Genomic DNA, 22585 nt, shown 5'->3' on the forward strand with positions numbered 1-22585 from the left:
CTGCGGGCATTGTCAAGCAGGCGGCGCACCTTACAAATCCGTAAATTGGTTTTGGCCGACAGCGCGGTTATTGCTCAGCCGGGATGGGCCGCGTCGGCGTTTTCCCCTATAATCGCAGCTACGCTTGGAGAGGCTCGACATGGCTGACGTCTGCACCCAGGGCCTGGACACCGGCTTCGTCGGCCTGGGTTATGCCAAGGTGGCGTTTCTCGGCGTCGTGCAAGGCATCACCGAATTGCTGCCGATCTCGTCGACGGCGCATATGCGCATCGTGCCGGCGGTGCTTGGCTGGCAAGATCCGGGCTCCGCCTTCTCGGCCGCCATGCAGCTTGCGGCCCTGGCGGCGGTGGTCAGCTATTTCTGGGGAGACGTCAGGGACATTCTGTTCGGTTCGGTCGATGCTTTGGTGCGGCGCGATTTCGCCGATCCGTTTTTCCGCCTGGCGCTCTGGATCATTCTCGCGACCATACCGATCGTCATCGCCGGCGTCGCGCTGTCGGGCACTCTCAATGCCTGCAATTCGCCCCTGCGCACGCTCAGCGTGATCGGCTGGGCCTGCATCGCCATGGCGGTGCTTCTGGGGCTGGCCGAGATCTACGCCCGCCACAAGCGCACAGTCGGCGACGCGACGCTTACCGACGCGTTGCTTGTCGGCATAGCCCAGGTCGGCGCCCTGATCCCGGGTGTCTCGCGTTCGGGCTCGACGCTGACGGCAGCGCTCGGGCTGGGATTTGCCCGACCGGAAGCGGCACGCTTCTCCTTCCTGCTTGGCCTGCCGGCCATCGCGCTGGCCGGCCTCAAGGAGTTGTGGGAACTGCACAAGGTCCATCTCGGCGCGCATGGCTGGTCGGTTCTGGTCGTGGGACTGGTCGTAGCCTCGATCTCGGCATTCTTCGCCATATGGGGCCTGATGCGGGTGCTCGAACGCTTCTCCGCATGGCCCTTCGTCATTTATCGCGGTCTGCTGGGCATCGTCCTGCTTGCCGGCGTCGTGACGGGCTGGTTCGCCTAGAGCCGGCCGCGAAATCCGCTATAAGCACCCTGAACCATCGCTTCGGGTGCACGCATGGATCTCGTGACGCTTCTGCAATCGGCGCCCTTGCTGGCCATGCTGGTGAAGTCGGCGCTTCCCGCGGCCATCGGGGCAGGCATGGGATTTGGGCAGTGGCTGGCGGCGCTGCCGCCTTGCCGCAATCTCTCTTTCGAAACCGCGACCTACCTCGTCTGTGAGACCGATCCGAAACATTATTCGATCGAACTCTTCTGGAAGGACAGGGAAGGCAAGCCCTATCGTTCGCTGCACAATCTCCGCACTGCCGAGCAGGCTGCCGGGCGCACCATGCTCTTCGGCATCAACGCTGGCATGTATCATCCCGACCTCGCGCCGGTCGGCCTCTATGTCGAGCAGGGCCGGCAGATCGCGCCGGCGAAAATCGGGGCAGGCACCGGCAATTTCTCCATGCAGCCGAACGGCATCTTTTATCTCAGCGGCGGCAAGGCGGGCGTTCGCGCGACGAAGGATTATCTGCGGCGGCCGTCGCGCACGGACTACGCCACCCAGTCCGGGCCGATGCTGGTCATCGACGGCAAGCTGCATCCGAAATTCCAGCCCGACAGCGCGTCGCGCAAGATACGCGATGGCGTCGGCGTACGCGCCGACGGCGTCGCGGTCTTCGCGATCTCCAACGACGTCGTCACCTTCCACGAATTCGCCCGCCTATTCCGCGACGAGCTCGGTTGCCCGAACGCGCTTTTCCTCGACGGCTCGATCTCCAGCCTCTATGCGCCGGCGATCGGTCGCAACGACGATTTCTGGAATCTCGGGCCGATGATCGGCGTGTTCCGGCGAAGCGGGTAGAGCGCCGATGGTATTCAAGCCTGACTTGAAGCGTCCTGGATCGCCGACAGCAGCCACGGCCCGCCGGCCTCGCGGGTGAAGGTCCACAGTTCGGTCACTTCGACCGGATTGTTCGGGTCGCCCTTTTCGACAGCGCCGGTCTGGCGGTTGCGCATGACGTCGATTGCCGACCAACGCATTGCCACCGTGGCGTAATCGCGCGAGCCCTCACGCCACGCCTCGGCGACCTCGCCCTTCAGCAGCTGAAGGTCCGTCACATCGTTCTTGAAGCCGTGGGTCGCGTTGTCCGCCAGCTCCTCCGAGAGGTAAGACACCATTTCGGGTGTCGTCAGCCTCCGCAATCCCTGGTGGTCCTCGCGACTGAACGCGGCCTGGACTTCGTGGAGGATGCGTTCGTATGCATCCCGGTCGGTATCCGTGATGCCGATTTCGTCAGCGCCGGATGCGCCGGCCGAGCCAAGGCTCGTGGTGTTGGATGAGTAACCGGGTTGGGCGGCGCCCCAGCCTTGCTGACCGAACGGAAGGCCCGAACTTCTCATGTTGGCCGGCGCGGCATTGTCGCGGCCGAAAAACCGCATCGCCAACATGATGAGGCCGCCGATCAGCAGCAGCTGGAAGATGAAGCTCAGGCCACCGCCGATGCCGCCGAATCCATGGCCGAGCATCATGCCGAACAGGCCGTTGAAAAGCAGCCCTCCGACCAGCCCGCCGACAAGGCCTCCACCAAAGCCGTTCCAGAATCCCGGGCGCGCCTGGCCGGGAAACGACTGCGCCGGCGGTATCGACTGGGTGGTATTCGGCGTCATCGAGCGCGTTACAGGCGCCGTATAGGGCGCGGTCCTCGTCGGGGCGGGGGCCTGGAAGGTCCTGCTGCCGCGGCTGCCGAAACTGCCGCCCATCCGCGCCTCCGCGGGAACGATGGACGCGCTTGCGAGCGCCATCAGCAGGATCAGGAAGATCGATGCAGCTTTGATCGTCCGTGATTTTGACATTGGTGACAATCCTTGGGTCCGAGCGTTTCAAACGCATCCAGCGAGCCCTCTATATGGGTACGAATTGGGGCAGGGTTAGCCCCGGCCTTTCATGGCGTCGGTTGTAGCGGGGCCTGCGGCTATCCAATCAGGGCCTGCGGCTTGCCGGATTCATCAGGCACGGCCAGCCGCGAATCGCACGACCGGACCAGAGGTAAATTTTGATTCAAACTTTGTTGGTAATTTCTCGTTAGGAATGGGGCTTGCGGCGGCGCTGTTCCCGCCTTCGGTCTGTTTTGTTTTGCGTACAGGTCAAGATGCGGATTTTTGGCGTCGTCAGTTTCATGCTCGCATCGCTGTGCCTTGCCGGCTGCTCGTCGACATCGGGCGTCGATGCCTTGCAAATGCCATCCAACGAGACGACCAGCTCTGTCGTGCGGCCGAGCGCGCCGGTGGCCAAGTTCGTGAAAACCGCCCACAGCGAGGCCACCGTCGAAACTGCATCGCTTAGCGATGGCACGGGAATGAAGCCGCCGGCGCCGCTGCTTGACGAGGGCAATGCGCGTTCGGACGACGAGAACTCGCGTCCCGTCGACGAGAACTCGCGTCCTGACGACGAAGTTTCGCGTCCGTTCGGCCTGGCCGAAGAAGAGACCGTGGCGTTTCCCGCGCAGCCGGACGGCGCCGAGGCGCCGGTAGAAGCCGCAGCCCTTGTCTCGCCGCCGAAGCGGCTGTCGCGCGCCGCGCCAGCAATGCTTGCCGGGCCGGTGACACGCTATGCTTTCCGAGACGCCAAGCCGATCAATTTCGGCAGGTCGTCGCCGCGCCACCTGGCCGTGCACGGCGTCGACGTCTCGCGCTGGCAGGGCGACATCAACTGGGGAAAGCTGCGCGCCCAGGGCGCCAATTTCGCCTATATCAAGGCGACGGACGGCGGCGACCATCTCGACCCGATGTTCATGAAGAACTGGCGCAATGCCGACTCCGCCGGCTTAAGGCGCGGCGCGTATCATTTCTTCTACTGGTGCCGCACCGCCGGCGAGCAGGCCGACTGGTTCATTCGCAACGTGCCGAAGGTCGAGGGCGCGCTGCCGCCGGTGATCGACGTCGAGTGGAACGGCGATTCCTCCTGCAGGCGACGGCCGTCGCGCGCGACGGTGCAGGAAAAGATGCAGGTGTTCATGGACAAGCTGGAGCGCCATTACGGCCAGCGGCCGATCATCTACACCAGCCCCGATTTCTATCGCGACAATCTGCGCGGCGCCTTCCCGGATTATCCGTTCTGGCTGCGTGCGGTCGCCGCGCACCCCTCAAAAGTCTATCCCGGCCGCAAATGGTTGTTCTGGCAATATTCGGGTTCCGGGCTGTCGCATGGCGTGCGGGGCCGCATCGATCTCAACGTCTTCCATGGCGACGAGCGGCAATGGCGCGCCTGGCTGGGGGGCGGACAGATGGTGGCCGAGGCGGAATAGGCATCGGCTGTTCCTCGATGGCCGCACCAATTGGATCGAGACCTCACACCACGGTCGAAGACACGTCCCGTGCTGCGACCCAGCGACTAAAAATCCGCGCTGTTCTCAACCGTGATCAAACGCGCCGGCAGCGCGGAACGATCGAACGCGGAATCCGTTGGGACTGATCGGCCCGACGTCTCGCGGCCTCTCGTGGAAGCAGGGTGCGGGACCAACGTCTTTATCCGGGATGCTCGCGGCCGACTCAGTCCACAGATCGTCGCGAGACGACAGGGTTGACGAGGAACCCGCGAAAAGCCTTGCGGCATCAAAACCGAAAGGATCGAACATGCCACTCACACTCACCAGTCCGGCGTTCGCCGACGGCGATCCTATTCCCGAACGTTTCGCGCGCGACGGCAAAAATGTCTCTCCGCCTCTGAAATGGTCCGGTGTTCCTGACGGAGCCAGAAGCCTGGTTCTCGTCGTTGAGGACCCCGATGCACCGCACGGAACATTCGGCCACTGGGCAGTGCTCAACATTCCGCCCAGCGTCGACCAACTCGCCGAAGCAGAAGACGGAAGGCCGGGCACTGGAGCACTTCAGCAAGCAAGGAACGACTTCGGCAACGCCTCCTATGACGGCCCGGCTCCGCCAGCCGGGCATGGCGTCCACCATTACCATTTTCGGCTGGCGGCTCTGGATGTGCCGAGCCTCGACATCCCCGGCCAGGTCGGCGTCAAGGAAATCTGGAAGGAGGCCCAACGCCACGCGATCGAGGCGACGGAACTCGTTGGCACATACGAAAATGCCGCCTGAAAGCGCTGCCAGCCGGCGGCGTGGAGGCATCACCCCTGGAGCCTGCAATGAGCGATCCTGATCCGAACAACCCGGTGCCGGTGCCAGACAACCCAAACCCGGAGCCATCCCGGCCTCCGGCGCCACCGGAAAACCCGCCCGGAGAACCGCCGGGAGTTCCTCCGCCTTCGCCGGATCCTATTCCGGGACCTGGGCGGGGGCCTCCCGAGATTCCGCCGGACACGCCGCCCGAAATCCCGCCGGAGCCGACCTTTCCCAGCCCGACGGCGGGCAAGTTGAGCATGTAGGAGCAAGCATTACTGTTTTTCTTCGATCATGCGAACGACGTCCTCGATGTCGAGCGGCGCAATACCGAGTTCGGCCAGTCCCAGGATGGCGCCTGTCGCCACATTGTCCCGACGCATAAGATCGACCTGATTGCGCGTAATGAGCGGTGCCGGAAGAAATTCCGTCGCTCCGGCCAAGGCGTTCCATGCGGCGAACGGCACGGGCACCAGCATCGGATGGGCGCCGAGCCGTCGCGCGATTTCGCGAACCAGTTCGTCATAGCGCCAGATACGCGGGCCGGCGATTTCGAACATCGGCGCGTCGATTGGATGGTCGACCAACCGGCTGACCGCCTCGGCGACGTCGCCGACATAAACGGGCTGAAGCAGGGTGGCTCCGTTGCCGAACAACGGATAGACCGGCAGCAGCCGGACCAGCCGCATGAGCGTCGTGAGGAAGGCGTCGTCCGGACCGGCCATGACGGCGGAACGCAGGACCACCGCTCCGGGAAACATGGTCCTGACTACATCGTCGCCGCGCCCGCGCGCCCTGATGTAGTTCGAATCCGATCGGGCGTCCGCGCCTATTCCCGAGATTTGGACGAAGCGGCCGATACCGGCCTGCAGCGCGGCGCTCGCCAGATCGGCTGCGGCCGTCACGTGCACCCGCTCGAAGGTCAGGCCGCCGCGCTCGACATAGAGGCTGACCGCATTCACCACCGCATCCGATCCGGCAATCGCGGGAGCGATCGAGGATCTGTCCAGAATATCCGCCTCGACCCTTTCAGGCGCTTTCGCTCCAGAGGCAAACGCGGTCTTCGCCCGCCGCGCATGACGGGATACCGCCCGCACGTCAAAGCCTTTCTCCAAGAGCCGCTCGACTATCCTGCGGCCGAGGAAGCCCGTCCCGCCGAACACGGCTATTTTCATGGACGCTCCTTGCCTGCCTAAGCGCAGGCCTACAACTTAGCTGCGGGAAGCGGCTTTCTGGCCGGCCCATGGGATCCATCCGCAGCGAAGATCGAACCGTGGCATGGGCAATCCCATGCTCCGACATATCCCAAGCCGACCGGCAGCAGAACTCCGCCGATGTGTCCAAATCAGATCGCCGGAACCCATTTCCAGAACACGCCTTCCATCCTCTCGGGATAGTACTTGAATTCACATTCGAACCGGCGTCCGTAGCTGGCGGCGGCAGCAAGCGCTGCCTCGCTGACGGGGCGCATGCCCGTTCCCGGCGCAAACCAATCCTCCAGCAGATCGTCGGGCACATAGGCGCCGATCCTCAGCGGCAGCTGTTGCAGGACAACGTCCATTTCCTTCGGCGGCACCGCGTTCATTCGTTTCCGGCTCCTCGCGGGTGCGGTGAATTTGAAGCTCCTGCGATTCAAGAATTCCGAAATCACACTAGGGAACTGCGGGCTCGGTCTGGAGTTCCATGAGAACCAGCAGGAACGCGTCTTCCCTTCTTCCACAAAGGGTGAGAAGGAGATGGCGCGCTATGCCTCGTTGATTATCGCCTCGATATTGTATCCATCGGGATCGAGCACGAAGCAGGCAGAGTAAATCTCGGCATAATCCGGCCGTGGCCCGGGCGCGCCATTGTCCGCGGCGCCAGCTTCGAGCGCCGCCCGATAGAACGCATCGACCTCCGCCCGGCTAGCCACCCGGAAGGCGACATGCAGATGAGTAAGCGGCGGCTTCTCGCCCGTGCGCTGGATCTCGAACAGACAGCCATTGCCGACATCGAAGGCCCAGAACACGCCCTCCTTGCCGAAGGACAGGCGATATCCCAAGGGCGCGAAGGCACGTTCGTAGAAGAGTTTGCTCTTCTCGAGATCGCTCACTTCGATGGTGATGTGGTCGATCATGGGAATTGTCTCGGAGATCGCGACCAAGCTGGCGCGACCACCCACAACGGAGACATGGCGGATGGTGGCTATGCCTCTATGTATTCCGCCAGACTGACGCCCTTTGGCACATCCAACCCGTCAGCACGCAAGCCCTCGATATGGAAGCGAATTGCATCGCGGATTTCGGTTTCGACCTCAGGCACGGTCGCAGCTGTCGCAATGCAGCCGGGCAGATCCGGCACATAGGCAGAAAAATTGTTTCCGGCCTTTTCAATAACTACAGCATAACGCATGCCATCACTCCTTCAGGCCGGACTGCTTGAGGATGCTGTTCAGTGTTCCTGGCGCAACCTCTTCAGACGGCTTGCCGGCCACGGTGACGCGGCCGGCTTTGATTTTATGCTTATATTGGCGATGGCTGCCTTTGGTTGCAACCAGATACCAACCGTCAGCTTCCAGCATACGAATGGCTTCGCGGACCGTGAGCCGAGGCGGCATCTAGCTTCTCAGCTGCACCCGCTCGTCGAACCGCACGTATCGCACTTCTCGCAGGTGCCGTTCCGCACCATGGTGAAGTTGTGGCATTCGGAGCATTCGTTGCCGGTGTAGCCTTGCAGCAGCGATTGCTGGCGCCTGGTTGCGGCGAGCCTCTTTGCCTCGGCGGCTTCCTGCGCGGCGGCGTCGGTGAACAGCGCCTCGGCGCCGCCGATTTCCTGCTCGACGATCTCTTCGGCAAGTTCCCTGGCGCGCTCCTCATAGTCGCGCTTGTAGGCGATCGCCTCGTCGCTTGCCGGCTTCAGCGTCAGCACGTTGGAGCCGGAAAAGGCGGTCGGCGCGGAGCGGGCAGGGGCCGCGGACGGTCCAGCGCCGCCAAAGCCCTTGGGCTCGGCGCCCGACACCAGCTTCACCGGCGAGGCGCCGCGATAGAGACCCTTGGAGAAGGGCGTTGCCTTGCCTTCGGTGATGCCGCGGCCGAGTGCTGTCTTGTCGAAGTCCGACTGGTCGACATGGGCAAGGTCATGGCGGGCGAGATAGGACACGGCAAGCTCGCGGAACACGTAGTCGAGGATCGACGTCGCGTTCTTGATCGCGTCGTTGCCCTGCACCATGCCGGCCGGCTCGAATTTGGTGAAGGTGAAGGCCTCGACATATTCCTCAAGCGGCACGCCATATTGCAGGCCGAGCGAGATGGCGATGGCAAAATTGTTCATCATGGCGCGGAAGGCGGCACCTTCCTTGTGCATGTCGATGAAGATCTCGCCGAGGCGGCCGTCGTCGAACTCGCCGGTCCGCAGATACACCTTGTGGCCGCCGACGACGGCCTTCTGGGTGTAGCCCTTGCGGCGGTTCGGCAGCTTTTCGCGGTCGCGGTAGAGCCGTTCCACCACGCGCTCGACGATCTTTTCCGTTACCTGCACGGCGCGCTGCGCGGCGGGGGCGGAGATCAGCTGCTCGACCGTCTCGTCCTCGTCGTCCTCGCCATCGGCGAGCAGCGAGGCATTGAGCGGCTGCGACAGTTTCGAGCCGTCGCGGTAAAGCGCATTGGCCTTCAGCGCCAGCTTCCAAGACAGCATATAGGCGTTCTTGGCGTCCTCGACCGTCGCTTCGTTCGGCATGTTGATGGTCTTGGAGATAGCGCCGGAGATAAAGGGCTGCGCCGCAGCCATCATCAGGATATGGCTGTTGATCGACAAAGAGCGCTTGCCGATCTTGCCGCAGGGGCTGGCGCAGTCGAACACCGCAAGATGCTCGGCCTTGAGGAAAGGCGCGCCTTCCAGCGTCATGGCACCGCAGACATGGATGTTGGCGGCGTCGATCTCCTTCCTGGAGAAGCCCAGCGCCGGCAGCATCTCGAAGGAGACGTCGGCGAGCTGCTCGTCGGTGAAGCCGAAGGTGTCCTTCACCCAGTCGGCGCCCAGCGTCCATTGGTTGAAAACGAATTTGATGTCGAAGGCCGATTTCAAGGCAGCATTCAGCGCCGCGATCTTGTCGTCGGAAAAACCCTTGGCCTTGAGCGAGCCGGGGTTGATACCGGGCGCCTGGTTGAGGTTGCCGTGGCCGACGGCGTAAGCCTCGATCTCGGCGATCTGGCTTTCTGAGTAGCCAAGAGTGCGCAGCGCTTCCGGCACGGCGCGGTTGATGATCTTGAAATAGCCGCCGCCGGCGAGCTTCTTGAACTTCACCAGCGCGAAGTCGGGCTCGATGCCGGTGGTGTCGCAATCCATGACCAAGCCGATCGTGCCGGTCGGCGCGATCACGGTCGCCTGCGCATTGCGGTAGCCGTGTTCCTCGCCGAGCTCGATGGCGCGGTCCCAGGCAGCCTTCGCATGGCTGGCCAGTTCCGGCTGCTTGAGGTCGGAGGCGACCAGCGGCACCGGATTGACGGCGAGCTTCTCGTAGCCGTCCTTGTCGCCATAAGCGGCGCGGCGGTGGTTGCGCATGACGCGCAGCATGTTCTGCGCGTTGCGGTCATAGTCCGGGAAAGCGCCGAGCTCAGAGGCCATTTCGGCCGAGGTGGCGTAGGCGGTGCCGGTCATGATCGCGGTGAGCGCGGCGCAGATGGCGCGGCCCTCGTCGGAGTCATAGGGAATGCCGGAAGTCATCAGCAGGCCGCCGATATTGGCGTAGCCGAGGCCGAGCGTGCGGTATTCGTAGGAGAGCTTGGCGATCTCCTTCGACGGGAATTGCGCCATCATCACCGAGATTTCGAGCACGATGGTCCACAGCCGCACCGTGTGCTCATAGGCGGCGATGTCGATGGTGCCGTCGGCATTGCGGTAGGGCAAAAGATTGATCGAGGCGAGATTGCAGGCCGTGTCGTCGAGGAACATGTATTCCGAGCACGGGTTGGAGGCCCGGATCGCGCCGGCCGACGCGCAGGTGTGCCAGTCGTTCATCGTCGTATTGAAATGCAGGCCGGGGTCTGCCGACGCCCAGGCGGCGTAGCCGATCTTTTCCCAAAGATCGCGCGCCTTCAGCGTCTTCAGCACCTTGCCGTCCTTGCGGGCGGTGAGCTGCCAGTCGCTGTCGGCTTCGACGGCGCGCAGGAAATTGTCCTTCAGCGACACCGAATTGTTGGAATTCTGGCCGGAGACGGTCAGATAGGCATCCGAATCCCAGTCGGTGTCGTAGGTCTTGAACGACATCGAGGTGTAGCCCTGGCGGGCGAACTGGATGACGCGGTAAATATAGTTCTCCGGCACGGCATCCTTCTTGGCCGCCTTGATCTCGCGCTTCAGCGCGGTGTTGATCGCCGGATCGAAGCAGTCGTCGTCATGGCCTTCGCAATTGACGCAGGCCTTCATGATCGCTTCGAGGTGCTTCTTGACGATCTTGGAGCCGGTCACCAGCGAGGCGACCTTCTGCTCTTCATTGACCTTCCAGTCGATGAATTCCTCGATGTCGGGATGGTCGGCATCGACGATGACCATTTTTGCGGCGCGGCGCGTCGTGCCGCCCGACTTGATGGCGCCGGCCGCGCGGTCGCCGATCTTGAGGAAGCTCATCAGGCCGGACGAACGGCCGCCGCCGGACAGCTTTTCGCCTTCGCCGCGCAACATGGAGAAGTTGGAGCCGGTGCCGGAGCCGTATTTGAACAGGCGCGCCTCACGCACCCACAAATCCATGATGCCGCCCTCGTTGACGAGGTCGTCCTGCACGCCCTGGATGAAGCAGGCATGCGGCTGCGGGTGCTCGTAGGCGCTCTTCGACTTGGTCAGCTTGCCGGTGAAGGGGTCGACATAGAAGTGGCCCTGGCTCGGGCCGTCGATGCCATAGGCCCAGTGCAGGCCGGTGTTGAACCATTGCGGCGAATTCGGCGCCACGCGCTGCGTGGCCAGCATATAGGCGAGCTCGTCGCGGAAGGCGCGCGCATCGTCCTCGGATTTGAAGTAGCCGCCCTTCCAGCCCCAATAGGTCCACGTGCCGGACAGCCGGTCGAAGACCTGGCGGGCGTCGATCTCGGAACCGTAGCGCTCGGCCTCGGGAAGCTTGGCGAGCTCGTCCTCGTCGGGGATCGAGCGCCACAGGAAGGAGGGGACGTCGTTCTCCTCGACCTTCTTGAGGCGCGCGGGCACGCCGGCCTTCCGGAAATATTTCTGCGCCAGGATGTCGGCCGCGACCTGGCTGAACTGGGCCGGCACGTCGATATTGTCGAGGCGGAACACCACCGAACCGTCCGGATTCTTGATCTCCGACAGCGCCTTGCGGAATTCGATCTCCGCATAGGCTGATTGACCTGGCTTGGTGAAACGACGCTCGATGCGCATTGGTCCGGTCCCTTTTGTCTATATATAGCGCTTTCCCCCAGGGATTTCTGCCCCGCATGGTGAAAAGCGCAGTCCGCCGTTTGCCGGCATTGCAAGCACGCCGGCACTCTCCTCGTCGCGGGTGCCGGCATGCAGGCAGCAAAACGCCCCGCCAGGCGTTTGCCTGGGCTGCAGACCGACCCGCGGGTCCCTCAAATGAAACTTTTTGTCGATTCCCTCTGTAGAGGGAGGTTCACACTATCTAGGGTCGAGCCTGCCTGCAAACACTAAATATAGTGTTAACAGATCATTTTTTCCAGCCCGACAATTCTCCCTTTCGCCCACCCAAGCCCCAACGATCCCAACGCTTCCGCCGGCCTCGTGAACAGGCGGAAATTCGGGCAAAACGCACAAAATCCGGGAAAAAAGACCGGCCTCAGAACTCTCCGGTCACGCTCGCAACAGGAGCGCATGGCCTATAAAAGGCGACTCGGTTTGCGTCGTCAAGGATTCGTTTTTGTAGGATTTGTGACCCCAATATGTTGTGTGTCACATATGTGGATAACGGGGACAGAGAGCCACCCTGGAAAGCCCGGATTTGCCGGCATCGACAGCGGCGGCAAGCCATTCGGAACGACGCCGTCGCCCCACCTTTTCATTTTAGCTGGCTTGCACTATCTGTTGCCTTCGCGCGGGGGCGCGCCTTGTCAACCCTAAAAGCATCCGCTACGCCCCGCTCATGACAGTTACCGTTCGTTTTGCTCCATCGCCGACCGGCCGAATCCATATCGGCAACGCGCGTACCGCGCTGTTCAACTGGCTGTTCGCCATGAACAACAAGGGGCGCTTCATCCAGCGCTTCGACGACACCGACATTGCCCGCTCGAAGCAGGAATTCGCCGATTCCATCCTTTACGATCTGCACTGGCTGGGCATCTTCCCCGATGCCACCGAATACCAGTCGCGGCGCGTCGACATCTATGACGCTGCGGTGGAGCGGCTGAAAGCGGCGCGGGTGCTTTACGCCTGCTACGAAACGCCCGAAGAGCTCGACTTGCGCCGCAAGGTGCGCCGCACGCGCGGCCTGCCGCCGGTCTATGGCCGCGAGGCGCTGACATTGACGCCGGAGCAGGTGGCCGAATACCGGTCGGACGGGCGCCGCCCGCATTGGCGCTTCCTGCTGCCGAACTTCACCAGTGATCCGCTGCAGCCGGAACGCACCGAGGTGCACTGGAACGACCTGGTGCGCGGCGAGGAGACCGTCGACCTCGCCTCGCTGTCGGATCCGGTGCTGGTGCGCGAGGACGGCACCTATCTCTACACGCTGCCTTCGGTGGTCGACGACATCGAGATGGGTGTCACCCATGTCATCCGCGGCGACGACCATGTCACCAACAGCGGCGTGCAGATCGCCCTGTTCCAGGCGCTCGGCGCCGAGCCGCCGGTCTTCGGCCACCACAATCTCTTGACCACCGTCTCGGGCGAGGGGCTATCGAAACGCACCGGCGCGCTGTCGATCGAAAGCCTGCGCGAGGACGGCATCGAGCCGATGGCGGTCGCTTCGCTGGCGGTGCTGGTCGGCACGTCGGAGAATGTCACGGCCACGCACGACCTCAACGAGCTCGCCGGCCATTTCGACCCCGCTGCGACTTCAAAATCGTCCGCCAAGTTCGACCCCGACGAACTCTTCGTGCTGAACCGCCAGCTGCTGCACCATATGCCGTTCGAGGAAGCGCGCGACCGGCTGATGGTGCTCGGCATTTCCGGCGACAAGGCCGAGCCGTTCTGGCTGGCGGTGCGCGGCAATCTCGACCGGCTGGCCGACGCGGTCGCCTGGTGGCGTATCCTGAGCGATGGACCGCAGGAGCCGGCCGATATTTCGAACGAGGATCGCGATTTCCTCAACCAGGCCTTCGATCTGTTGCCTGAGGAGCCGTGGAACGGCACCGTCTGGAAGGACTGGACGGGCAAGATCAAGGAAGCGACGGGGCGCAAGGGCAAGCCGCTGTTCATGCCGTTGCGGCTGGCGCTTACCGGGCGGGCTTCTGGGCCGGAGCTTGCAGATCTATTGCCGCTGCTGGGTCGGGAAGAAACGCTGGCCCGACGACCCTGACCTTGCGCTGCTCCGGCGGCAGCGCCGATACCGGTGATACCGGCGCCTTGGTGGTCAGGCGCTTGATTGCCCCGCGGTCGAGCCCGCCTTTCATGTTGGCAATCGTTTCGGGATCGGCGCCCAGATCGGGTTTGTCAGCCGGCACCGGAATAAGGGGTGTTGCCTCGCTGTCCGGCTGCGACTGTTGCGGATTGGGCGGATTGCCGCCGATGATCGAGAAATTCTCGGCCTGCGCGTTGCAGCCACAGGCTGGCGGCCGCGGCACGCTGGCGTTCTTGTAGAGATAGGCCGTCGGCAGCTCGCTATAGGGGCGGCCGGTAACCGACGAGGTCATCGAACCCGAGTCGTCGTCCATTCCACGCGAATAGAAGACCTGCATCTCGGTGCCTGGACAGCTCGATTCGCAATTCTTCTGGTCGCGTTCGAAATCGCCGACGGAGGCGGCGTTCGACATCGGGAAGAAATAGCCGTCGCAGGTGCGCACGCAGACGGTACGGAATTCGCCGCCCAGCCTCGGCAGATCCATGCCGTCCGGCTGGTTGATGACGCGGCGGATGTTGCGCTCGCTGGGGTCGTCTGGCGCAACGTCGGGGACATTGGGGGTCTCGAGCTCATCGAGCTGGCGATTGCCGCCGAACAGCTGCTCGAACAGATTGCCGCCGCCATTATTGCGGGCGATCTCGTCGTCCGGCGCGCGCCTGGGCGCCGGCCCGTCGTCGCGGCAGCCATTGGCGTCGAGCGCCGCCAGGATGCGGCTGCGGTCGCGCCGCGAACCCCCGTTGGCAAGCCGCTCGCGCTTTGCCTGAAGAGAGTCGAGATTGGTGGTCATACGCTGGATCGAGGCGTTGATCGCCGCGCATTGGCCGACATTGCGCGAGAACAGCGTAAAGCCGCAACCTGCATCGCTCGCCCGGCCGCGGGCCTTCGTCAACTGCTCACGCTGCCGCGCGATCGCGTCGTCATATTTGCGGACCAGGCCTGGGCCGCCGCCTCCGCCACGAGCGGCGGCGAGTTCCGCTTCGAGCTGGCGGCACATGCGCGAGGCTGCCTGCGTGTCGGTCACGGCAACGGCTGAGCTCGCGAGCGCCGCAAGCAGCGCCACAAGGTGGGTCAGCTTCAGCCCCGCGCCTTTCAGTCGCCCGAAACCCCGATTGCCTGTGGCCGGAAGGCTACCGTGTTCGTAGTTAACTGTTCCCTAGCTTAGTCCAAGTGGGCGATCGCCTGCGCCTTGTGCGCCGCCTCGACCACGGCGAGCGCCGTCATGTTGACGACGCCACGCGAGGTTACCGAAGGTGTCAGGATGTGCGCCGGCTTGTCGGTGCCGAGCAGAATCGGACCGACATGCAGCGCATCCATCATGGCGCGCAGCGCCGTCAGCGTGATGTTGGCCGAATCGAGATTCGGGAACACCAGCAGATTGGCTTCGCCCTTCAGCCGCGAATGCGGGTAGACGCGCTGCCGAAGATGCTCCGACAGCGCCGAATCGGCGTGCATCTCGCCGTCGCATTGCAGCTCCGGCGCGATGCGCGCCAGGATCGCCGCCGCCTGGCGCATCTTCATCGCGCTGGGCGAATCGCGCGAGCCGAAATCCGAATGCGACAGCAGCGCCGCCTTAGGCTCGATGCCGAAGCGCTGGATTTCCTCCGCTGCCAGCACCGTCATCTCGGCGATTTCCTCCGCCGTCGGATCGACGGAGACATGGGTGTCGGTGAGAAAGATGATGCCACGCTGCGAGATCAGCATCGACAGCGTAGACAGGTCGCGGTCCTTGATGCCGGCGCGAGGACCAATGATGAGACTCACATTGCGCAGATGCCGCTCGAACCTGCCTTCGAGGCCGCAGACCATGGCGTCGGCATCGCCGCGCTTCAGCGCCAATGCCGCGATCACCGTGTTGTCGGTGCGCACCATGGTGCGCGCGGCTTCGGTGGTGACGCCGCGCCGGCCGGCGAGCTCGATCAGGAGGTCGACATAGTGGCGATAGCGCGGATCGTCCTCAGGGTTGATCAGGCCGAAGTCGACGCCCGGCTTGATGCGCAGCCCATAGCGCTTCAGCCTGACCTCGACGACATGCGGACGGCCGATCAGGATCGGCTCGGCGATGCCTTCTTCCAGCACCACCTGCGCGGCGCGCAGCACGCGTTCGTCCTCGCCGTCGGCATAGATGACGCGCTTGGCGCTCGAGGTCTTGGCCGACGAAAACACCGGCTTCATCACCAGGCCTGAGCGGAAGACGAAGCGGTTCAGCTTGTCGATATAGGCGGCAAAGTCGGCGATCGGCCGCGTCGCGACGCCGGTGTCGCAGGCGGCCTTCGCCACCGCCGGCGCGATGCGCAGGATAAGGCGCGGATCGAAGGGCGAGGGGATCAGGAAATCGGGGCCGAAGATCGGCGTCTCGCCGGAATAGGCCCGTGCGGCGACGTCCGAAGGTTCTTCGCGGGCAAGGGCGGCGATCGCCCGCACCGCGGCCATCTTCATCTCTTCGTTGATGGCGCTGGCGCCGCAGTCGAGCGCGCCGCGGAAGATGTAAGGAAAGCACAACACGTTGTTGACTTGATTGGGAAAATCGGAGCGCCCGGTGCAGATCATGGCGTCGGGCCGGGCCGCCCTTGCCGCCTCCGGCATGATCTCCGGCGTCGGGTTGGCGAGCGCCAGGATCAGCGGCTTCGGCGCCATGTGCTGCAAAAGCTCGGGCTTCAGCACGCCGGCGGCGGACAGGCCGAGGAAGACATCGGCGCCGGAGATGACATCGGCCAGCGTGCGCGCCCCGGTGTCCTTCACATAGGGGTCTTTCCAGCGGTCCATCTCCTCGACGCGGCCCTTGTAGGCGACGCCGAAACGGTCAGTGACCCAGATGTTTTCAACCTTCGCGCCGAGCGAGACGAGAAGGTTGAGGCAGGCAAGTGCCGCCGCGCCGGCGCCGGAGGTGACGATCTTGATGTCGGAGATCGTCTTGCCGGCGAATTCCAGCCCGTTGAGCACCGCCGCGGCAACGATGATCGCGGTGCCATGCTGGTCGTCATGGAACACCGGGATGCCCATCCGGGCCTTCAGCCGCTCCTCGACCTCGAAGCACTCCGGCGCCTTGATGTCCTCGAGGTTGATGCCGCCGAAGGTCGGTTCCAGCGCCGCGACCGTCTCGACCATACGCTCGATCTCCGGCGCGTCGATCTCGATGTCGAAGACGTCGATGCCGGCGAACTTCTTGAACAGCACCGCCTTACCTTCCATCACCGGCTTGGAAGCGAGCGGACCGATATTGCCGAGGCCGAGCACCGCTGAGCCGTTGGAGACGACGCCGACCAGATTGGCGCGCGCCGTATAGTCGGCGGCGGTGGCCGGGTTGTCGCGGATTTCGAGGCAAGGAGCGGCGACGCCGGGCGAATAGGCAAGCGCCAGGTCGCGTTGGTTGCCGAGCGGCTTGGTCGCCTGGATTTCGAGCTTTCCCGGGGTCGGGTGCTTATGGAAATAGAGCGCGGCCTCGTCGAGGTCCGACCGGGCCGTGTTCTTGCTCTCGCCGTCCATGCCGGCCCTCCCTCGGTTCCAGGCTTTCGGCCCTTTTAGCATGCGGCGGCGCGTTTTCGCGACGCCAAATCACGCCAGGGACGCTGACATCGGCGAAGCGCGAATAATCGAACTATATCAGCCTGTTGGACGGGGAATCTGCAATGGATTAGCACTAGCCCGTCAGAAGGCGCTGACATAAAGGCCGCCATCGACCGGGATGTTCTGGCCGGTGAGATAGCCGGCATGGACCGAACAGAGGAAGGCGCAGATCTGGCCGAATTCCTCCGGCGTGCCCAGCCGCTTTGCCGGCACGTCGGCGCTGATGCGGGCCTTGCGCGCGGCAGCCGCGGCCGGATCTTCCGGCGTGCCGGCTTCGTGCGGGCCGCGCAGCCGGTCGGTGTCGAGCTTGCCGGGCAACAGGCTGTTGATGGTCACATTGCGGTCGATCACGGTACGCGCCACGCCGGCGAGGAACGAGGTCAGGCCGGCGCGGGCGCCGGACGATAGGTCGAGCCCGGGGATGGGCACATAGACCGACAGCGAGGTGATGTTGACGATGCGGCCGAAGCCGCGCTTCGCCATGCCGTCGATCACCGCCTGGATCAATTCGATCGGCGTCACCATGTTTTGTGTCACGCCTTCGAGGATTTTTGCCCGATCGAGCTCGCGGAAATCGCGAAAGGGCGGGCCGCCATTGTTGTTGACCAGGATGTCGGGATGCGGGCAGGCGGCGAGCATCGCCTTCTGGACCTCGGGCTTCGACACGTCGCCGGCCACCTCCGTCACCGTCACGCCGTAGCGCTGGCGAAGTTCAGTGGCGGTCTTCGCCACCAGTTCGGCATTGCGCCCGTTGACGACGATGTCGCATCCGGCTTCGGCCAGCGCCATGGCGCAGCCGCGTCCAAGTCCCTTGCTGGAAGCGCAGACGATGGCCTTCTTTCCGCGAATGCCGAGATCCATGGTGATTTCTCCTTTTTCGAAGGCGGCAAGCTAGCGCTTGGGCTGGACCAACCGCAACCGTCATACGGTTGTTGCATGAATCGAGGCATAGGCACGCGAAAGCAAAGGTGAAATCGCGATGTCAGGCCCAGAGCCCCGCACTTTCCGTGCTATGTTCATTTCTGACGTGCATCTCGGGTCGAAGGCGGCCAAGGCCGACTTCCTGATCGATTTCCTGCGTTACCACGATGCCGATATCATTTATCTGGTCGGCGACATCGTCGACGGCTGGCGCCTGCGGCGCAGCTGGCACTGGCCGCAGAGCCACAACGACGTCGTGCAAAAACTGCTGCGCAAGGCGCGCAAGGGCGCCTCGATCACCTATATCGCCGGCAATCACGACGAATTCGCCCGCCAGTTCCAGGGCGTGCATTTCGGCGGCATCGTCGTTGCCGACCGCGCCACCCACGAGACTGCCGACGGCAGGCGCCTGCTGGTCATCCATGGCGACCAGTTCGACACCGTGGTGCACAACCAGCGCTGGCTCGCCTATCTCGGCGACCATGCCTATGACGCCGCGATGATTGTCAACCGCGTCGTGACGAAACTGCGGCAGTGGCTCGGTCTGCCTTACTGGTCGTTTTCGTCCTGGGCCAAGGTCAAGGTCAAGAAGGCTGTAAACTTCATCGGTTCGTTCCAGACGGTGCTCAGCGAGGAAGCGCGGCGCTCGCATGTCGACGGCGTGATCTGCGGCCATATCCACCACGCCGCGATCGAAAACTATGGCGACGTGCAGTACATCAATACTGGCGACTGGGTGGAAAGCTGCACCGCGGTGGTCGAGCATTTCGACGGCCGCATGGAGATCCTGACCTGGGCACATGTCCTGCCCGACGCTCCGGCCGGCAACGAGGTGCTGGTGCCGGTCGATATCATCGGCCTCAAGGGCAGGGCGGCGCAGGCCGCCTGAGCGCACATCCCCGAGGCGTCGAGCGCCTCGAGGGCTGGGATGCTTTGTCTTTCAACAGCTTTAGCCCGATCGATTGGTCCAGGCAGTTTCACCGCGCCTGGCCTCATGTTAGGGATCGAGACGCGTTGCAACCCGGAGAGTGCAGCGCAATTGGATCGATTCATGTCGCTGCCGCCGCTTTCGCCTGAACAATTGGTCAAACCTCGCCATTTTGAACTGCGCATGGGCCTGATCTTCGCGACCTTGTTCGTCTCGCAAGGCACTCATCTGCCTTACTTTCCGCTCTGGTTGCAGGCGAAAGGTTTTCATGCCGAGCAGATCGCCGTCATCCTGGCGGCGCCGATGTTTTTGCGCGTGGTGACGACGCCGCTGCTCACGGCCTTTGCCGACCGGGCAAAGGATCGCGCCAATGTCTATGTCGCGCTGGTCGCGGCATCGATGGTCATTTCGGCAGGCTATTTCCTGCCGGCGACCTATGCGATCGTGCTTGCGGTATCGCTGCTGCTGACGATCGTCTGGACACCGCATTCGCCGATCGCCGATTCGCTGGCGCTGTCGGGCGTGCGCCGCTTCGGTTCCAACTACACCGCCATGCGCAAATGGGGGTCGATCTCCTATCTCTGCGCCAATGTGGCTGGCGGCTTCATCCTGGCGGCCACCGGCCCTCGGGCCGTTCCGGCGATCATCTTCGTGGCCCTTGCCGCGGCGCTCGTCGCGGGACTGCTGGCGCCGCGCATGGGACGGCCGCGCCGCGCCTCACCGCTTTCGGCGACCGAGATCCAACATTCGGCGCCGGGCCTGCTCAATGCCTATTTCGTCTATTTCACCCTCGGCGTCGGCATCATCACCGCCAGCCACGCCTTCCTCTACGGCTTTGTGTCGATCTACTGGAAATCGGTCGGCATCAGCGATTCCGTCGTCGGCCTACTATGGGCCTGGGGCGTGGTGTCCGAGGTCTGCATGTTTTTGTTTTTCAACCGCATTTTCGCTTCCGTGTCGGTGGTCAGGGTGATGGTGATCGCCAGCATCGGCTCGATCGTGCGCTGGATCGCTTTTCCGCTGATCTGGCCGCTCGGCCTTGGCGTGGCAGGTTTTTTCGGCGTCCAGACACTGCATTCGGTGTCGGTGGCCATGGTGCTGATCGGCCTGCAAAAGATGATCGGCGAGACGGTTTCCGAAGAGCGTACGGGCGCGGCGCAAGGCATCGCCTACTTCTTCAACGGCTTCTTCATGGCCGCGGTGACGCTCGCTTCCGGCCCGCTCTATGATCGCTTCGGCGTCGACGGTTTCCTGGCTATGATCCCGATCGCGATCATTGGTCTTGCACTGATCGGGCTTGCCGCGCGCTCAGCCCCACAGCGCACTGTCAGGGGGTGAGACCAGCGATCCGCGGTAGACAAGGCCAGGCTCGTGGTCGCGCGCCAAAAGCAGCGGCCCGTCGAGGTCGACGAAATCGGCTCCTTGAGCCAGCAGCACAGCCGGTGCCATGGCGAGCGAGGTGCCGACCATGCAGCCCACCATCACACCGAAGCCCAGTTCGCGGGCGCGGGCGCGAAGCTTGAGCGCTTCGGTCAGGCCGCCCGACTTGTCGAGCTTGATATTGACGGCGTCATAGAGGCCGACCAGCGAATCGAGGTCCTTTGCCTCATGCACGCTTTCATCGGCGCAGATCGGCACCGGATGCGCGATCTGGCGCAAGATGCCGTCGCGACCGGCGGGAAGCGGCTGTTCGACCAGCGCGATGCGATGCTGTGCGGCAAAAGCGAGATTCTCGACGACATTGTCGTCCGTCCACCCCTCATTGGCATCGAGGATGATGCGGCTCTCGGGCGCGGTTTCGGTGACCGCGCGGATGCGCGCGATATCGTTGACGCCGCCGATCTTGACTTTGAGCAGCGGCCGGGTGGCGTTGGCGCGCGCTTGCGCCGCCATGGCTTCCGGCTCGGCGAGCGACAGCGTGTAGGCGGTTTCCAGGGCGTGCAGCGGAGCCGCGCCAATGGCATTCGCCACCGGCTTGCCGCTCAGCTTGGCCTCGAGGTCCCAAAGCGCGCAGTCGATGGCATTGCGGGCTGCGCCGGCCGGCATGACATCCAGCAGCGCGGTTCGGCCGATGCCGTCCACGATCTGCTTTCGCATCGCCTCGATCGCGGCGCGCACGCCCTCCATGGTCTCGCCATAACGCTTGTAGGGAACGCATTCGCCACGCCCGACATGGCCGTTTTCGCCGATCGTGCAGGTAATGACCTCGGCTTCGGTTTTCGATCCGCGCGAGATGGTGAAGGTGCCGGCAATCGGAAACCGCTCGGCCTCGACCGAAATGACACGCGCCATAATTTTCTTCTCCGGCTGTGCAACACCAGTCTGCCGGCAAATCGACACGCCGGTCCGGTCACGCTAAACAGGACGCCATGTTGACCATCCGCAAACGCGGCGCAAGCGCCGCCGCCAGCGACAACCACCAGCCGCGCATCGCCGTCGGCGAGGAAGGCGGGGTGCTCGGCTGCGCTTTTTCCGGCGTCTGGACAACACGGACCGTCGCATCGGTCGATGCCGAGATGCGCAAGATAGAGAAGCGCGGCGACGCCAAGACGCTGATGCTCGACCTTTCGCAAATCGAGAAGTTGGACACGGCCGGCGCCTGGCTGATCGATCGGCTGGCCTGCGCGTTCGAGAAGAAGGGTGTCGAAGTCCATGTCCAGGGGCAGAGCGAGATCGCCTCGATCCTGCTCGGCGCCGTCGGCGACGCGGTTCGCCGCGAGCCCGAATCGGGACCTTCCGGACCGCCCAACATCATCCTGCGCGCGCTGGAGGCGCTCGGCCGGCGTGTCTACGAGATGCGCGACGATTTCCTCGCCTCGATGAACATTCTCGGCGCCACCATTCGCGGCGCGCAGATGAAGCTCGGCCGCGGCCATGCCGTCAATCCGGCGGCAATCTTCAACCAGATCGACCGCATGGGCGTCGGCGCCATTCCGGTCGTGGTGCTGATGTCGGCCATCGTCGGCGCCATCGTTGCCCAGCAGGGCGCCTATCAGCTGAGCTATTTCGGCGCCGATATCTTCGTCGTCGACCTCGTCGGCGTGCTGATCCTGCGCGAGCTCGGCGTGCTGATGACGGCGATCATGATCGCCGGCCGCTCCGGCAGCGCCATTACCGCCGAAATCGGCTCGATGAAAATGCGCGAGGAGGTCGATGCGCTGAAGGTGATCGGGCTGAACCCGATCGGCGTGCTGGTCTTTCCCAGGCTGGTCGCGCTGGTGATCGCGCTGCCATGCCTGACCATCATCGCCAATTTCGCCGCGCTCGGCGGCGGCATTATCGCGGCCTGGCTCTATTCCGGCATCGAGCCCACCGCCTTCATCGACCGGCTGCGCGTCGCCATCGATCTCAGCACCATTTTCGCCGGGCTGATCAAGGCGCCGTTCATGGCCATGATCATCGGCACCATCGCCTCCGTCGAAGGCATGAAGGTCGGCGGCAGCGCCGAATCGCTCGGCCTGCACGTGACCGCCTCGGTGGTGAAGTCGATCTTCGTCGTCATCATCCTCGACGGGCTTTTCGCCATGTTCTACGCATCGATCGAGTTCTGA

At 63.7% G+C, this 22585-nt stretch carries 18 protein-coding genes and 2 pseudogenes; 9 read left to right on the forward strand and 11 right to left on the reverse strand.

From position 1 onward, the window contains the following. Positions 1–139 precede the first annotated feature (139 nt). Together FJ974_RS16655 and FJ974_RS16660 are read left to right on the forward strand one after the other, a co-directional pair. The gene (locus FJ974_RS16655; RefSeq protein WP_140533635.1) at positions 140–1012 is read left to right on the forward strand and encodes an undecaprenyl-diphosphate phosphatase; all 873 of its coding nucleotides are present in this window, start codon (positions 140–142) and stop codon (positions 1010–1012) included. 54 nt (positions 1013–1066) lie between these two features. Next, positions 1067–1858 carry a phosphodiester glycosidase family protein gene (locus FJ974_RS16660; RefSeq protein WP_140533634.1) on the forward strand — a complete coding sequence of 264 codons (792 nt, stop codon included), beginning with the start codon at positions 1067–1069 and terminating at the stop codon, positions 1856–1858. A 14-nt stretch (positions 1859–1872) separates the two neighbouring features. On the opposite strand, the gene FJ974_RS16665 is transcribed toward FJ974_RS16660, so the two are convergent. Beyond that, positions 1873–2850 carry a Tim44 domain-containing protein gene (locus FJ974_RS16665; protein WP_140533633.1) on the reverse strand — a complete coding sequence of 326 codons (978 nt, stop codon included), beginning with the start codon at positions 2848–2850 and terminating at the stop codon, positions 1873–1875. Positions 2851–3146: 296 nt separating this feature from the next. Between FJ974_RS16665 and FJ974_RS30410 the strand changes: the two are divergent. The 3 genes and pseudogenes from FJ974_RS30410 to FJ974_RS16675 all read left to right on the forward strand — a co-directional run. Further along, a pseudogene (locus FJ974_RS30410) lies at positions 3147–3287 on the forward strand (muramidase); the annotation flags it as partial. Positions 3288–3449: 162 nt separating this feature from the next. Continuing rightward, positions 3450–4301: pseudogene (locus FJ974_RS16670) on the forward strand (GH25 family lysozyme); the annotation flags it as partial. Between the two features lie 328 nt (positions 4302–4629). Next, positions 4630–5100 carry a YbhB/YbcL family Raf kinase inhibitor-like protein gene (locus FJ974_RS16675; RefSeq protein ID WP_140533631.1) on the forward strand — a complete coding sequence of 157 codons (471 nt, stop codon included), beginning with the start codon at positions 4630–4632 and terminating at the stop codon, positions 5098–5100. 296 nt (positions 5101–5396) lie between these two features. Here the strand turns inward: FJ974_RS16675 and FJ974_RS16680 are convergent, their stop codons facing one another. The 6 genes from FJ974_RS16680 to FJ974_RS16705 all read right to left on the reverse strand — a co-directional run bounded on the left by FJ974_RS16680 (position 5397) and on the right by FJ974_RS16705 (position 11487). After that, a complete protein-coding gene (locus FJ974_RS16680; protein WP_140533630.1) occupies positions 5397–6296 on the reverse strand; it encodes a complex I NDUFA9 subunit family protein in 900 nt (299 codons plus the stop codon). A gap of 170 nt (positions 6297–6466) precedes the next feature. After that, the gene (locus FJ974_RS16685) at positions 6467–6706 is read right to left on the reverse strand and encodes a hypothetical protein (protein WP_413468311.1); all 240 of its coding nucleotides are present in this window, start codon (positions 6704–6706) and stop codon (positions 6467–6469) included. A 159-nt stretch (positions 6707–6865) separates the two neighbouring features. Then, on the reverse strand, positions 6866–7237 hold the full coding sequence (locus tag FJ974_RS16690; RefSeq protein WP_140533629.1) for a VOC family protein: 372 nt from the start codon (positions 7235–7237) through the stop codon (positions 6866–6868). Positions 7238–7305: 68 nt separating this feature from the next. After that, the gene (locus tag FJ974_RS16695) at positions 7306–7512 is read right to left on the reverse strand and encodes a type II toxin-antitoxin system HicB family antitoxin (protein ID WP_140533628.1); all 207 of its coding nucleotides are present in this window, start codon (positions 7510–7512) and stop codon (positions 7306–7308) included. Positions 7513–7516: 4 nt separating this feature from the next. Then, positions 7517–7717 (reverse strand): type II toxin-antitoxin system HicA family toxin, encoded by a 201-nt coding sequence (locus FJ974_RS16700; RefSeq protein ID WP_140533627.1) that lies wholly within the window; start codon positions 7715–7717, stop codon positions 7517–7519. 8 nt (positions 7718–7725) lie between these two features. Continuing rightward, on the reverse strand, positions 7726–11487 hold the full coding sequence (locus tag FJ974_RS16705) for a vitamin B12-dependent ribonucleotide reductase (protein WP_140533626.1): 3762 nt from the start codon (positions 11485–11487) through the stop codon (positions 7726–7728). A 718-nt stretch (positions 11488–12205) separates the two neighbouring features. On the opposite strand from FJ974_RS16705, the gene gltX reads away from it, so the two are divergent. Further along, positions 12206–13579 (forward strand): glutamate--tRNA ligase, encoded by a 1374-nt coding sequence (gene gltX / locus FJ974_RS16710; RefSeq protein WP_140533625.1) that lies wholly within the window; start codon positions 12206–12208, stop codon positions 13577–13579. On the opposite strand, the gene FJ974_RS16715 is transcribed toward gltX, so the two are convergent. The 3 genes from FJ974_RS16715 to FJ974_RS16725 form a co-directional block, all read right to left on the reverse strand. Next, positions 13497–14714 carry a DUF2865 domain-containing protein gene (locus FJ974_RS16715; RefSeq protein WP_413468358.1) on the reverse strand — a complete coding sequence of 406 codons (1218 nt, stop codon included), beginning with the start codon at positions 14712–14714 and terminating at the stop codon, positions 13497–13499. The genes gltX and FJ974_RS16715 overlap by 83 nt on opposite strands. 65 nt (positions 14715–14779) lie before the next feature. After that, on the reverse strand, positions 14780–17104 hold the full coding sequence (locus FJ974_RS16720) for an NADP-dependent malic enzyme (RefSeq protein WP_140533624.1): 2325 nt from the start codon (positions 17102–17104) through the stop codon (positions 14780–14782). Between the two features lie 162 nt (positions 17105–17266). Continuing rightward, positions 17267–18046, reverse strand: coding sequence for an SDR family oxidoreductase (locus FJ974_RS16725; RefSeq protein WP_140533623.1), 780 nt, complete (start codon positions 18044–18046; stop codon positions 17267–17269). A 151-nt stretch (positions 18047–18197) separates the two neighbouring features. Between FJ974_RS16725 and FJ974_RS16730 the strand changes: the two genes are divergently transcribed. Then, on the forward strand, positions 18198–18995 hold the full coding sequence (locus tag FJ974_RS16730) for a UDP-2,3-diacylglucosamine diphosphatase (RefSeq protein WP_181177140.1): 798 nt from the start codon (positions 18198–18200) through the stop codon (positions 18993–18995). 162 nt (positions 18996–19157) lie between these two features. After that, positions 19158–20372, forward strand: coding sequence for an MFS transporter (locus FJ974_RS16735; RefSeq protein WP_140533621.1), 1215 nt, complete (start codon positions 19158–19160; stop codon positions 20370–20372). Here FJ974_RS16735 and dgcA read toward each other — a convergent pair. Beyond that, positions 20343–21326 (reverse strand): N-acetyl-D-Glu racemase DgcA, encoded by a 984-nt coding sequence (dgcA, locus tag FJ974_RS16740; protein WP_140533620.1) that lies wholly within the window; start codon positions 21324–21326, stop codon positions 20343–20345. The genes FJ974_RS16735 and dgcA overlap by 30 nt on opposite strands. Before the next feature lie 77 nt (positions 21327–21403). Between dgcA and FJ974_RS16745 the strand changes: the two genes are divergently transcribed. Next, positions 21404–22585, forward strand: coding sequence for an ABC transporter permease (locus FJ974_RS16745; RefSeq protein WP_140533619.1), 1182 nt, complete (start codon positions 21404–21406; stop codon positions 22583–22585).

Origin of the sequence: Mesorhizobium sp. B1-1-8 (assembly GCF_006442795.2) — a bacterium.
Lineage (GTDB): Bacteria > Pseudomonadota > Alphaproteobacteria > Rhizobiales > Rhizobiaceae > Mesorhizobium.